Genomic DNA, 11966 nt, shown 5'->3' with positions numbered 1-11966 from the left:
CATCTTCTTGCAAAAGGCGTCAAACTGCGCCCGGGCCAGCTTGAACGGCGTGGTCTTGCCATTTTCCCAGCGGTTGATGGTGGCAAAGCTCACCCCCAGTTCATGGGCCAGCTCTTCCTGGCTGATTCCTAATTGCCTTCGGACTTCCTTCACCAATTCCGGGAACGTTTTGGAGCTTCCGGTCATTACAATATCCTTTTGTCGTGTCTTTACACTGCCGTTTCTGCTCTAAACGCAGGCAAGTGTTTACCCATGGCCAACCGGCCACAGGCAATCCGTCTAACCTGAAATTCAAAATATAATATAACAGGTGTCATGTCACGTGCAAGAAAAATTCCTCCTGAATTCCGACAGTTCACCAATTCTCCCGGTAAGTACATTTCAACAAGGCTCCAAACAGAAAAACATGACGAGCACACTTTTTCACCGACACTTTGATTTGCCCCATCCTTGGCGCTCACCCTGCGGGCGTCCTGCCTGTCGGCAGATAGGTAGGTATGGGGCAGAGAACCTGCCTGCGCCGAGGCTTCGGCAGGCAGGCAGAAATGCAGGAGGTTTACCATGGGCATCAACGAACTCTTTGACGGAATCGCCAGAGTTGTCGAGCGGTTTGCGGAGGAACTTGCAGAGCAAAAGTTGGTGGAAAAGGGACAACAAACCAGACGAGGCCCGAAAGTGAGATCTGAGAAAACGGAGAAAGGAGATGGAAAAAAGAAAGAAATTTACCGGGATTTCCCGAAAACGCGGTATGTCTGGGCTTGAAAATCAGAGTCGCTTTTTTGCAAAGGCTCGGCCGGAAGGAGTCTTTAGATATGCCTCAAAATCCAATGCCCTTTTTCGATCAGTAAAAACAATGGCTGTTTTTATACGCCACGGCTTGTATTTTGAGGTATGTGAAACTTGTCTGGAGTTGTGAGATTTCAGGCGTGAATCAAGATCTTCGGTAAAACCTGTGTAATAATGTTCTGGAGTAGATTGGGACTGCAGAATGTAAACATAATAAAATTTCATTCCGCCTTTGGCCTCGCCGCGACAGGTCCGACTTCGTCTTGCGGATTATATGGCGGCATGTCCAATTTTATCGGGATTGATTTTAGTGGGGTGTGCAGAGCCATATTTTGGAACGAAATGCGATTAAGGCCATTATAGCCCGCCTTCGTTCGACTTCGCCTTCGGCTATATCGCAACTTCGGCGCGGCACCGCACCATAGCCCCTGGTGGAGGCGGCGGGAGTCGAACCCGCGTCCGGAAATATTCCACTTAGGTCTCTACATACTTAGCCCGATATAAAGTTTTCGCTTCCCGGGTTCCTATCGGGCAAAGTCTCCGGGAAACTAACCTGTGTATAGTTTCGCGTCCCCGACCCACAGGTTGGTCGGTTCGGCTATCCCGCTGAGTCGACGCCCTTACCGGTCCCGCAGGAGAGGACCGGGAGGACGCTGGCCGTCGTTATGCGGCCAGAGCGTACGCATAATCGTCTGCGTCTATATTTTGCCCACCTGATTTACGAGGGTGATGGAACCTCGGTATGCAACCTAAGCTTCTCTATCCCCGTCGAACCCGTTTCGCCCCCTTTCAAGTTGGTTTTTCGCCGGGATTCGAAATGATTCTCTTTCCCGCGAAGATTCGGTTATATTTTAATTATAAGCACGTATTTCATGATAGTCAATCTTTCCCACGCTTCCTGGCCTGGTCCATTTCCCGTTTCAAGTCCCTCTCCTTTATGGCCTGCCGCTTGTCGATTTTCCTTTTCCCCTTGGCCAGGGCCAGGTCCACCTTGGCCCAAGGGCCTGAAAAATACACCTCCAGAGGGATGAGGGAATAGCCCTTTTGTTCGGTCTTGCCGATCAGGCGCTTGATTTCCCTCTTGGTGAGAAGGAGCTTCCGGGTTCTCACAGGGTCCAGGTTCATGTACCGGGCATAGGGATAGGGGTTGATGTGCATATTGTAGAGGAAGACTTCCCCTTTCTTGACTTTGGCGTAACTGTCGACCAGGCTCGCCCTGCCTTCCCTGAGGGACTTGACCTCCGGTCCGAGCAAGACCAACCCTGCGTCATAGACCTCTTCGATAAAGTAGTCGTAAGGGGCCTTCTTGTTCTTGCATACGATTTTTTTACCCTTTTTCATTTTTCGGTCTCCAGGCCGTCACGATCCTGAAGGAATGGCCCCAAGGAAAGAGGCTCTATGTCCTCAGTGCATCAGGCGGTAAAAGGGTTTGTTCCCCAGTTCGGATTTGAAGGGCTCCATTCGCTTCAACATGTACTCACGCACCTCCTCGGCCGTATCCAGGAGAAAGATCTTTTGAAGATCCTTTCGGGCCTCGGACAGGGTCAGGGACCGGATGAGTTTCTTGATCAGGGGAATGCCTGCCGAATTCATGCTCAGCTCGTCGATGCCGAGTCCAAGCAGGCACACGGTACAAAAGGGGTCTTCGGCCATCTCCCCGCAAAGGGCCACAGGAATCCCCACCGTTTTGGCCCCTTCCACGACCTGGCGGATCATCCGGAGGATGGCGGGGTGAAAGGGCTGATACATGTACGCCACGTGCTCGTTGATCCTGTCGATGGCAAGGGCGTATTGGATCAGATCATTGGTTCCGATACTGAAAAAATCCACGTTTTTGGCCAGGATATCCGCAACGCTCACCGCGGAAGGGACCTCAATCATCAAGCCCAATTTGATGTTCCGATCATAAGGAATTCCCCGTTCATCGAGATCCGCTTTCACCTCGTTCAAGATCTGCTTGGTCTCCATCACCTCCTGGAGACCGGAAATCATGGGAATAAGGATTTTTATGTTCCCGAAGGCGCTTGCCCTCAGGATTGCCCGGAGCTGATCCTTGAAAATGTCCCTTTCCTTGAGGCAAAAACGGATTGCCCGAAGCCCAAGGGCGGGGTTTACTTCCTTTGCAGGGGTCATACCGGTCGAAAACTTGTCTCCTCCCAGATCCAGGGTTCGGATGGTGACCGGCGCGGGCGCCATGATTTCAACCACCTGTTTGTAAGCCTCAAACAGTTCTTCCTCTGAAGGAACCTTGTCTCCCCTGAGGTAATGGTACTCCGTTCGGTAAAGTCCGATCCCCTCGGCCCCGTGATCTTTGGCCATGACCACTTCTTCCACGAATTCGATGTTGGCCATGGTGGCCACGTGGTGTCCATCCTTTGTCCTTGCAGGGAGATGGCTGTCCCGGGCGATGCTCGATTCATACCTTTCGTGCTGGAACTGCCTTTCCTGGTAATGGATGATGGTTTCATCGTCCGGGTTTACGATGACTTCTCCACTGTTGCCGTCCACGATCAGGATCTCCCCGTCGTGTATCTTGAGGGTGGCCGATTCCAGTCCAACCACGGCCGGTATCTTCAGGGATTTGGCCATGATCGCGGTATGAGAGGTTCGGCCCCCGACGTCGGTGATGAATCCCATGATTTTCCCGGTATTAAGAGCGCTCGTATCCGCCGGGGAGAGATCGTGGGCCACAATAATGACCCGCTCGTTGATCTCGTTAAAGCTGTCCGGGTCCTTGCCCGAAAGGTATCTCAGGATTCTTTCCGCCACGTTTTCTACATCATTGAATCTTTCCTTGATATAGGCATCGTCGATCTGGTCAAAGAGCCGTCCGATACTTTGCACCGACTTTTTAAGGGCCCATTCGGCATTGATCTTCTCATCAAGAATCCTCTGGATCGTTGCATCGGCGAACATGGTATCCTCGAGGATCATCAGGTAGGCATCCAGTATGAAGGCATGCTGCTTAATGGAATCCGGCATCCGGTTCTTCAAGGTCGTTATCTGTTCCTTGGCGGCGTTGAGGGCCTCCTTGAACCGTTCGACCTCGTTTTTCACCTTTTCATCGCCGATAATGTACTGATAAAGGATTCTGACCCTGGATCGATCGATGATGTGGGCCTTCCCGATGACGATCCCCGGGGATACGGCGATTCCCCTGAGCTTGGTTATGTTTTGAGGATCCCCCTTTGTCACTTCAATTCACCGAATTTTTCCTTGAAAAGTTCACTCACTGCTTCCATCAGCGCAACCGACTCTTCCCCCACCGTTCGAACCTCGATTTCGGTACCCCTCGGACATGCCAGGGTCAGGATAGACAGGATACTGGATCCATCCACCTCCTGACCTTCCTTTTTGAAATATAGGTCCGCCTTGAACTGGTTGGCAAGGGCCACGATTTTGGCCGCCGAACGCGCATGTAAACCGAGCTCGTTTTCGATTCTCAGCGTCCTGATTTGCTCGTTATCATGCGATCGATTCTCCATGTCAACTAAACGAGCCTCCGATTATGACCCTCGGGGATCTGAGATCCTGTATTGTCGATCGTTGGTATCGTCCAGATCCCCTCTACTTCCTTTCCGTTTCCCTCTTGTTAGCCAGGCAGGCCCGATATACCCTGCGATAGGGGAGACCTTCCTCCCGGGCTATCCTCTCGGCAATGTCCCTTAGACTCCCTTCCCCCTTTTTCATCATTCGGTGGATTTTTTCCCCTATCCCCGGATCCTGAATGGATTCAGGTCGAAAAACCTCGGTCCCGGAAACAACGATGGTGCACTCTCCTTTGACACGGTCTTCGTCGAGGCGTTCCAGGACCTCACTCACGGTCCCCGTCATGATTTCCTCGTGGATTTTGGTCATCTCCCGGGCCAGCACGATCCTTCGGTCCCCAAGGACGGCCTTGAGGTCCACAAGCATCTCCCGAAGGCGATGGGGGGCTTCAAAAAACACCAGGGTCCGACCTTCGGAAGCGAGCCCCCTGAATTCCGTTTTCCTCTTATTGGAGCGGTTTGGAGGAAACCCCATGAAGAGAAATTTATCTCCCCTGAGCCCGGAAACGGATAGGGCCGCTGTAATGGATGAGGGCCCGGGAACGGGTGAGACCCTCAGGCCTTCCTCCAAGGCCTGGGCGGTCAATGCAACCCCTGGGTCGGAGACTCCAGGTGTTCCGGCGTTGGTGAGGAGGGCGATATCCTCGCCATTTTTCAATTTATCGATCAGTAAGGGCCCTCTGCTTCTTTGATTGTGCTGGTTGTATCGAATAATTTTTGTGCGGATCCCGTAATGACGGCAAAGCCCCCTGGTATGGTTCACACTCTCAGCAGCGATGAGATCCACCTGTTCCAGGACCTTGAGAGCGCGGAGGGTGATATCCTCCAGGTTTCCAATGGGCGTGGAAACAACGTAGAGGGTTCCCCTCCCTTTACCCCTGATTTCGTTCTGTTCATCCGGCTCCATTGTGTGCCGGCCCCTGCTTTAAATCGCAAATCCTGTTTTGTGAAAGAGTATGCGAAGCTTTCACCTTATGATCCTTTATCAGTAGGCCAGATCGAAGGCGTTCTTGATGATTTCGACCTCTTCCTTTCCGTTTGCAAGGTGGACGGCCACGACGTCAAACCGCGATTTGACATCGCAGCAATGATTGGCCTTCATGTAGGCCAGGGCGACCATAGAAATTCGTCTCTGCTTTCGAGAATCTACGGCCTCTTTGGCATACCCCAAGGATTTACCCTTCCTGGTTTTGATCTCGATGAAGACAAGGGTGTCGCCGTCCCTTGCAACCATATCGATTTCGCCCAAAGGGCACCTGTAATTGCGGGTGATACATCGATATCCCATGCTCTCCAGGGCCCGAAGGGCCACGTTTTCTCCCGCCTTTCCGAGTTCCTGCCTCGCCCTCGTCACCTCACCGAACCCCCCTGAAGGTCATCCTGTGGATGGGGCAGGGCCCGTAAATCCTCAAGGCCTCCCGGTGGACCGCTGTGCCGTACCCCTTGTTGGTATCGAATCCGTACATGGGATAGGAGGAGTGGAAGGAACACATGATACGGTCCCGGTAAACCTTGGCCATCACGGAGGCGGCCGAGATGCTCAGGCTCCTTTGATCCCCTTTTTTCAGGCACTTCTGCGGAATTGGAACAGGAACTTTTTGCAATCCATCCACAAGGAGAAAGTCGGGAGGCGGGTCCAGCGACAGTACGGCCCGCCGCATGGCCTCCAGGGAGGCCCTCAAGATATTATGTCGATCAATAAAGGCAGGGGATACTACTCCGAGGCTTACGGCGAGCGCATCGTGCGAAATAAGGGAAAAGGCCTCGGTCCGTGCCTTCTCGGTCATTTTTTTGGAATCAGTCACGCCTTCCAGGGGTACGCCTTCCCTGAGAATGACGGCCCCTGCCACAACAGGGCCCGCAAGAGGCCCTCGCCCCGCCTCGTCGACACCAGCAATCCGTTTGTATCCGGCCTTCCTCGCCATGGCCTCATAAAACAGCGTATCGGCACGTGCGGGGTCCTTGAGCTCGGGGAAAAGGGGAAAGTTTTTGCCTGCGGCAGCCAAAGAATTTCCAACAGGGAAATTAAGGTTTGACTCTCTTTTCTTTGATGCGTGCAGCCTTGCCTCGCAGCTTGCGCATGTAATACAGTCTCCCTTGTCGTACCTTTCCCCTGGTTACGACCTCAATTTTTTCAATAGAGGGGGAGTGCAAGGGAAATATCCTCTCGACGCCGATACCGTAAGAGACCTTTCGCACCGTGAAGGTTGCGCCGGTGTTTCCCTTTCTCTTCCGAATGACCACACCCTGGAATACCTGGATCCTTTCCTTGTCTCCCTCCTTGATCCTGGCATGGACCCGAATGGTATCACCGGCCTTGAAATCAGGGATATCGACCCGCATCTGTTCTTTTTCCAACATGTCAATAATATTCATATTCACTGTCTCCTTAAACTTGGTTTGCCCTCTATCTTACGCTCGGCTCGTGTCCCGGTGCACGAACCTGAGGGCTGTTCCCATAGGAACCCGTGAGTCGATCCAGAATGATCGCCGCAGCCGCCCGCACTGAGAGGTGATTGTAACCGGTCCGTCCGAGGATGGGATCGAGCACGAAATCCGAGTTCTCGATCACCTCTTGTGTCAACCCCCACGCGGTTCCGAAGACGAGAAAAACCACTTTCCCCTCCGTCAGGAGCCCGGAGGCTTCGGGATAGCTGATTGGTTTCCCGTTTCGAAACGAAGCGGCGGTGGCGATAAGAAGGGGGCGTTCTCCCTCCCGCCCTTCAATCTGTTCCATGGAGGAACCGATTGACTCCGAGATCGTGGCGAGGGCAAGGGCCTTTTTGCGGTCTGGATTGTATTCGGATCCGAATCCTTCCTCCCAGTGGCGGATAACCCGCTTGACCAATTCCTGCTGGTCCTTCAGCGGGGTCACGATAAAAAGCCCCTTCGCCCCGTATGTCTTCGCCAATCGCGACAGATCGTGGAGATCAAAGGTCGTGACCGCTGAGGCGATCGCCCGACGGTTCTTGTTGTAAACCGGAAAATGGACCAGCCCGAGATAAAGGCGCATGGAAGCCCCGATCCATCGTCAAGACCTTTGAAAAACGCCTATCTTAGTCCAATCTTCCGCCTCCGCCATGGCTAAGGCGTGACAAGCCCGCCAAACACCCGGCAGGCAAGCTGCGTCAGCCGCAAACCGGGGACCCACCCGTTGGGTGGGGAGTCCAAGTGAGGCGCGGACAAATTTCAATCCTTGAAATACTGCAAAGCATGAACGCCTCTTCCGCTCGGCGTCAGGCTCAAATTTTAATCCTCGAAATACTTCAATGTATTCCTGCGGTTAAAATTTTCACCTTCCTTGACCTTGAACAAAATTGAACGTTTTTCAAAGGCCTCCCATCCCCAATGCCCCCGGGGAAAATCACTCGGCATCGCCGGAACCGTTTTCACCCGGAATACGCCGCCCTTTCAAACCGGCCAGGACCTTTCGGTCTTCCTCGGAGAGTTCCGCCTTTTTCAAAAGATCCGGCCTTTTGAGGAGTGTTCTTTTAAGAGATTCCCTTCTTCGCCACCGTCGGATCTCTTCATGGTTCCCCGAGAGCAATACCTCTGGAACTTCCATTCCCCGGAAGACCCTGGGGCGCGTATAGTGAGGGTACTCCAGCAATCCCCCTTCAAAGGTGTCATCCAGGGCGGCCTCTTCGGAACCCAGTACACCAGGCAGGAGCCGGGAGATTGCGTCTATAACCACCATCGCGGGGAGTTCTCCGCCGCTCAATACGTAGTCCCCGATCGACAACTCCATCTCAACGGCGCCGGTCCTGATGCGCTCATCCACTCCCTCATAGCGCCCGCAGAGAAGAATTAAATGGTTCAGGCGGGACAACTCCCATGCGATGGACTGTTCAAACCTTTTGCCCTGGGGGGTGAGCAAGATCACCCTCGAATCCCGGGGATCCCTCTGGATCGATTCAAGGGCCCGGAACACCGGCCCCGGTTTCATCACCATGCCGCTGCCGCCCCCGTACGGGCGATCATCCGTGCTTTTGTGAGGCCCCCGAGCGAAAGACCGGATATTGATTATCCGGATATCCAGCACTCCCCGCTTGAGGGCCCGGCCCAGGATGCTCTCCTCCAGAAAGGAAGAAAAGAGGCCTGGGAAGAGGGTGAGAACGTCAAACCTCATTCAATTCCAACAATCCTTCCATCTCGGATACGATCATCTTCCGTTCGGCGAGATTGACTTCCTCCACAACATCACGGATTGCGGGGATCAAGATCTCTTTTCCCTCTTCCCGAACGACGTAAATGTCGTTGGCGCCGGTCGGGAGGATGTGATCCAGGGTGCCCAGGAATCGACCCCTATTAGAATACACTTTAAGGCCGATAAGCTCGTGCCAGTAAAACTCGTCGTTTCCTAATGATTTCAAGGTATCCTTTTTAATAAAGATACCCCATCCCTTGTATTTTTCGGCCTCCTCCCTGGAGGCCACCCCTTTTAAACGCAACAAATGGGCGTTTTTATGGGGCCTTATGGATATGAATTCGAATTCGTGGGGTTCTCCTGAGGGAGATTGTAGGAAGATGATGCCCGCTTTCATGAAGGTCCCTTCGGATTCAGCATAGGATATGATCCTCATGAGCCCTTCGATTCCGTGGGGCCGGACCACCTTCCCGATCAGGAGCAGTCTGTCAGGAGATAGATCCTTCAAATCTACTCGATTATCTCCAAAACGGATCTCTTGTTGATTTTGGTGGACGCCGCGCTCAGTATGGTCCGCATGGCCCTTGCCGTCCTGCCCTGCTTTCCGATAACCTTGCCCAAGTCCTCCTTTGCCACCTTCAACTCGATGACGGAAGTCTGCTCACCCTCTATCTCCGTGACGACAACCTCTTCTGGCTTGTCCACCAACGCCCTTGCAATGTAGCCAATCAGCTCCTTCATCTTGATCACCTCCATCCATGAGTTCACCACCACTCCAATTCACGCCATTTTCCCTGGAGATCCCTAAACCACCCCCTGTGCTTTCAGGATGGCCTTGGCCGATCCGGAAACGACGGCCCCCTTTTCAAGCCAATCCTTCACTTTCTCCTTATGGATCGATACTTGGGCCGGGTCTTTGGTCGGATCATAGGTTCCCAGTATTTCCAGGAACTTGCCATCACGAGGCGCTTCCGAATCGGCAGCAACCAGGCGATAAAACGGCCTCTTTTTGGCTCCCATTCTTGCCAGTCTGATTCTAACCGCCATGAACTCTATCACCCCCTTCTATTTCGGTTGTTCAGTGTTATCGAAATAACGCGGTCATGTCCGGAATGCCCTTCTTGGTGAATCGTTCCATCATCTTCTTTGTTTGAGCGAAGTTTTTAAGAAGCCGATTCACGTCCTGGACGGTCGTTCCACTTCCACGTGCTATCCGTTTTCTCCTGCTCCCATTTATGATTTTGAAATGTCGCCTCTCCTCTTTGGTCATGGAATTGATAATGGCCTCGATTTTGACCAATTCCTTCTCGTCGGGTTTCATCTTTTTCAGTTGTTTGAGTTGCCCCATCCCCGGGATCATGCCGATGATTTGCTCCAGTGAACCCAGCTTCTTAATCTGCTTCAATTGTTTTTGAAAGTCCTCTAAGTCGAATTCCCTTTTCTTTAGCCTTTTCTCTAACCTCCTGGCCTCTTTTTCGTCAAAGGCGCTTTGGGCCTTTTCGATCAGGGTGAGAACGTCGCCCATCCCCAGGATCCTGGAGGCCATTCGATCGGGAAAAAAGGGTTCGAGGGCATCGAGTTTCTCCCCCACTCCGATGAATTTGACGGGCTTGCCGGTCACTGCTCTCAGGGAAAGGGCCGCTCCACCCCTTGCATCTCCCTCCATCTTGGTGAGGATGACGCCGGTGATCCCCAAGGCTTCGTTGAACCGCTTGGCTACGTTGACCGCATCTTGACCGGTCATGGCATCAGCCACGAGCAGGATCTCCACGGGGTGAATACGCTCCCTGATCCTCTCCAGTTCTGCCATAAGTGCTTCGTCGATATGGAGTCGGCCCGCTGTGTCGATAAGAAGGACGTCCGCTCCCACACTCCCTGACCTGCTGAGGGCCTCGGTACAAAGATCCTCGGGCCTTTTTCCCGTCTCCGAAGGATGAACCGGCACCTGAAGCTGGGCTCCCAGCTTTGAAAGTTGGTCGATCGCAGCCGGGCGATAAACATCGGCCGGTACGAGGTAGGGATGCCTCCCCCTTTTCCGCAAGAAGAGGGCCATCTTGGCCGCCGTGGTGGTTTTACCCGAACCCTGGAGCCCCACCAGCATCAAGGGAAACGGAGTCCTCCCCGTAAGGTTGAGCTCTACCAGGCTCTCCCCCATCAAGCGGGTCAGTTCCCCATGGACGATCTTGATGACCTGCTGTCCCGGGGTCAGGCTCTCAAGGACTTCTTGCCCGAGGGCCTTGTGTCGGATATCCTCCACAAACTTCTTGACGACCTTGTAGTTGACATCCGCCTCAAGAAGTGCAAGCCTGACCTCTTTCAGGGCATCCTGGATGTTCTTCTCGGTTAGCCTCCCGTGCCCTCTCAGTTGCTTGAAGGTCTTGTTCAGTTTTTCTGAAAGACTTTCGAACATAGAGCCTACATTTTAGATCAAGATATAAACCTTTAAATTAATCCTAATAAAAAAATTATGTCAAGGAAAAAGATCCGCTCCATTCGTCTCCTTGCTTTTTTCTGTTACCGTTGAATCCAACTTTATCACATTATTATGGCCTGTTGTATAATCTTTTTTCCCTTTAGGCAGTATGACCCGCCCCGTTTCTTTAATTGTTGCCATCAGGGCCCTCCCTCTCTAATATATGGAGGTTCCGTTTCGGCCGGTTTCCTTAGGGGGAATGTGTATGATTACAACATCAGCTGAAGATGGCATTATCACCCCAAGGAAATCCAGGACCGATCCCTCCCTGGGGCAGGAGGTCCTCATGGCCTTGACAGGGCCGGACCTCAGAGCCTTCACCCGCCTTGAGGGAATCGAGGGCAGCGAATGTTTTCATCTGGATTTCTTTAAATTGTACCGTCATCGGATCAGGGGGAAAATCTTCCCCGTTGCAGGTCCCTTTTTAGGGGCTCCCCAGGCGGCCATGGGCCTTGAAAAGCTAATTGCCCTGGGGGCCCGGAGAATCTGGGTCCTTGGCTGGTGCGGCTCTCTTTGTCCGGAATTGCGTATCGGAGATCTTGTGGTTCCCGTTGAGGGGATCCCCGAGGAAGGTACATCCCAACACTATCCTGCGGGGGAGGGCGGCCCGAGGGCAGACCCGGAACTCACGGGATTGCTCACTGGAGCCCTGGAGGGAAGGGGATACCATTACAAAAAGGGTGCGGTCTGGAGTACGGATGCGCCTTTTAGGGAAACGCCTTCCAAGGTGAAGGCTTATGGCGAGATGGGTGTTCTTGCGGTTGACATGGAGATGACGGCCCTGATGAGTGTGGCCCTGTTTCGCGGCGTGCAGCTTGGGGGCCTGCTCGTGGTGTCGGATGAACTCTTTGCTCTTAAGTGGCACAGGGGATTTCACGAGCCGCGGTTCAAGGGGTCTTTGAAACTCGCCCGCGGCATGCTCTTGGAACTTTTGGAACGGCCCTCTGGGCTTGAAAAATCATTTGAAGTCTCTTTGTGAGACCTTGATAAGTAGGTCCCTGCCAGGGTTTTC

18 protein-coding genes and 1 other RNA gene are annotated in these 11966 nt (G+C 53.1%); 2 read left to right on the top strand and 17 right to left on the bottom strand.

The window, feature by feature from the left end:
* Positions 1-186: helix-turn-helix transcriptional regulator (locus tag JRF57_00845; protein ID MBW2302237.1), on the bottom strand; the 186-nt coding region annotated here is incomplete at its 3' end.
* Between the two features lie 375 nt (positions 187-561).
* Between JRF57_00845 and JRF57_00840 the strand changes: the two genes are divergently transcribed.
* Complete coding sequence (locus JRF57_00840; protein MBW2302236.1) at positions 562-762, top strand: hypothetical protein; 201 nt, start codon at positions 562-564, stop codon at positions 760-762.
* A gap of 3 nt (positions 763-765) precedes the next feature.
* Here JRF57_00840 and JRF57_00835 read toward each other — a convergent pair whose 3' ends face one another.
* From JRF57_00835 to JRF57_00760, 16 genes are all read right to left on the bottom strand, one after another.
* Complete coding sequence (locus tag JRF57_00835) at positions 766-1011, bottom strand: GIY-YIG nuclease family protein (protein ID MBW2302235.1); 246 nt, start codon at positions 1009-1011, stop codon at positions 766-768.
* A gap of 204 nt (positions 1012-1215) precedes the next feature.
* Positions 1216-1573: a transfer-messenger RNA gene (gene ssrA / locus JRF57_00830) on the bottom strand.
* A 92-nt stretch (positions 1574-1665) separates the two neighbouring features.
* Positions 1666-2127, bottom strand: coding sequence for an SsrA-binding protein SmpB (smpB, locus tag JRF57_00825; GenBank protein MBW2302234.1), 462 nt, complete (start codon positions 2125-2127; stop codon positions 1666-1668).
* 63 nt (positions 2128-2190) lie between these two features.
* On the bottom strand, positions 2191-3981 hold the full coding sequence (ptsP, locus tag JRF57_00820; GenBank protein ID MBW2302233.1) for a phosphoenolpyruvate--protein phosphotransferase: 1791 nt from the start codon (positions 3979-3981) through the stop codon (positions 2191-2193).
* Entirely contained in the window at positions 3978-4271 is a 294-nt protein-coding gene (locus JRF57_00815) for an HPr family phosphocarrier protein (GenBank protein MBW2302232.1), read from the bottom strand. The genes ptsP and JRF57_00815 overlap by 4 nt, the downstream gene beginning before the upstream one ends.
* 82 nt (positions 4272-4353) lie before the next feature.
* Positions 4354-5241, bottom strand: a complete 888-nt coding sequence (gene rsmI / locus JRF57_00810) for a 16S rRNA (cytidine(1402)-2'-O)-methyltransferase (protein ID MBW2302231.1) — start codon at positions 5239-5241, stop codon at positions 4354-4356.
* Positions 5242-5319: 78 nt separating this feature from the next.
* Entirely contained in the window at positions 5320-5688 is a 369-nt protein-coding gene (locus JRF57_00805; protein MBW2302230.1) for a YraN family protein, read from the bottom strand.
* 1 nt (position 5689) lies between these two features.
* A complete protein-coding gene (locus JRF57_00800) occupies positions 5690-6259 on the bottom strand; it encodes a ribonuclease HII (protein ID MBW2302229.1) in 570 nt (189 codons plus the stop codon).
* Between the two features lie 100 nt (positions 6260-6359).
* A complete protein-coding gene (rplS, locus tag JRF57_00795; GenBank protein MBW2302228.1) occupies positions 6360-6710 on the bottom strand; it encodes a 50S ribosomal protein L19 in 351 nt (116 codons plus the stop codon).
* A gap of 31 nt (positions 6711-6741) precedes the next feature.
* Positions 6742-7347, bottom strand: coding sequence for an RNA methyltransferase (locus tag JRF57_00790; protein ID MBW2302227.1), 606 nt, complete (start codon positions 7345-7347; stop codon positions 6742-6744).
* 351 nt (positions 7348-7698) lie between these two features.
* Positions 7699-8463 (bottom strand): tRNA (guanosine(37)-N1)-methyltransferase TrmD, encoded by a 765-nt coding sequence (gene trmD, locus JRF57_00785; protein ID MBW2302226.1) that lies wholly within the window; start codon positions 8461-8463, stop codon positions 7699-7701.
* Entirely contained in the window at positions 8453-8989 is a 537-nt protein-coding gene (gene rimM / locus JRF57_00780; GenBank protein MBW2302225.1) for a 16S rRNA processing protein RimM, read from the bottom strand. The genes trmD and rimM overlap by 11 nt, the downstream gene beginning before the upstream one ends.
* Positions 8990-8991: 2 nt before the next feature.
* Positions 8992-9222: a KH domain-containing protein gene (locus tag JRF57_00775; protein ID MBW2302224.1), complete on the bottom strand. Its 231-nt coding sequence runs from the start codon at positions 9220-9222 to the stop codon at positions 8992-8994.
* Between the two features lie 63 nt (positions 9223-9285).
* Entirely contained in the window at positions 9286-9528 is a 243-nt protein-coding gene (rpsP, locus tag JRF57_00770; GenBank protein MBW2302223.1) for a 30S ribosomal protein S16, read from the bottom strand.
* Between the two features lie 37 nt (positions 9529-9565).
* A complete protein-coding gene (gene ffh / locus JRF57_00765; GenBank protein ID MBW2302222.1) occupies positions 9566-10891 on the bottom strand; it encodes a signal recognition particle protein in 1326 nt (441 codons plus the stop codon).
* Between the two features lie 60 nt (positions 10892-10951).
* Complete coding sequence (locus JRF57_00760; GenBank protein MBW2302221.1) at positions 10952-11095, bottom strand: hypothetical protein; 144 nt, start codon at positions 11093-11095, stop codon at positions 10952-10954.
* 64 nt (positions 11096-11159) lie between these two features.
* On the opposite strand from JRF57_00760, the gene JRF57_00755 reads away from it, so the two are divergent.
* Positions 11160-11933 carry a nucleoside phosphorylase gene (locus JRF57_00755; protein ID MBW2302220.1) on the top strand — a complete coding sequence of 258 codons (774 nt, stop codon included), beginning with the start codon at positions 11160-11162 and terminating at the stop codon, positions 11931-11933.
* The last annotated feature ends 33 nt before the right edge of the window (positions 11934-11966 follow it).

It is taken from the genome of Deltaproteobacteria bacterium (genome assembly GCA_019310525.1).
Taxonomy (GTDB): Bacteria; Desulfobacterota; DSM-4660; order Desulfatiglandales; family HGW-15; genus JAFDEE01.
This window is presented reverse-complemented; position numbering and strand designations above follow the sequence as displayed.

Excerpts from the sequence above, each read along its gene's own strand:
- rsmI (MBW2302231.1), bottom strand. The coding sequence starts at position 5,241 with ATGGAGCCGGATGAACAGAACGAAATCAGGGGTAAAGGGAGGGGAACC.
- ffh (MBW2302222.1), bottom strand. The coding sequence starts at position 10,891 with ATGTTCGAAAGTCTTTCAGAAAAACTGAACAAGACCTTCAAGCAACTG.
- JRF57_00760 (MBW2302221.1), bottom strand. The coding sequence starts at position 11,095 with ATGGCAACAATTAAAGAAACGGGGCGGGTCATACTGCCTAAAGGGAAA.
- JRF57_00815 (MBW2302232.1), bottom strand. The coding sequence starts at position 4,271 with ATGGAGAATCGATCGCATGATAACGAGCAAATCAGGACGCTGAGAATC.
- JRF57_00840 (MBW2302236.1), top strand. The coding sequence starts at position 562 with ATGGGCATCAACGAACTCTTTGACGGAATCGCCAGAGTTGTCGAGCGG.
- smpB (MBW2302234.1), bottom strand. The coding sequence starts at position 2,127 with ATGAAAAAGGGTAAAAAAATCGTATGCAAGAACAAGAAGGCCCCTTAC.
- JRF57_00755 (MBW2302220.1), top strand. The coding sequence starts at position 11,160 with ATGATTACAACATCAGCTGAAGATGGCATTATCACCCCAAGGAAATCC.
- JRF57_00835 (MBW2302235.1), bottom strand. The coding sequence starts at position 1,011 with ATGAAATTTTATTATGTTTACATTCTGCAGTCCCAATCTACTCCAGAA.
- JRF57_00800 (MBW2302229.1), bottom strand. The coding sequence starts at position 6,259 with ATGGCGAGGAAGGCCGGATACAAACGGATTGCTGGTGTCGACGAGGCG.
- rpsP (MBW2302223.1), bottom strand. The coding sequence starts at position 9,528 with ATGGCGGTTAGAATCAGACTGGCAAGAATGGGAGCCAAAAAGAGGCCG.
- rplS (MBW2302228.1), bottom strand. The coding sequence starts at position 6,710 with ATGAATATTATTGACATGTTGGAAAAAGAACAGATGCGGGTCGATATC.
- trmD (MBW2302226.1), bottom strand. The coding sequence starts at position 8,463 with ATGAGGTTTGACGTTCTCACCCTCTTCCCAGGCCTCTTTTCTTCCTTT.
- JRF57_00775 (MBW2302224.1), bottom strand. The coding sequence starts at position 9,222 with ATGAAGGAGCTGATTGGCTACATTGCAAGGGCGTTGGTGGACAAGCCA.
- JRF57_00790 (MBW2302227.1), bottom strand. The coding sequence starts at position 7,347 with ATGCGCCTTTATCTCGGGCTGGTCCATTTTCCGGTTTACAACAAGAAC.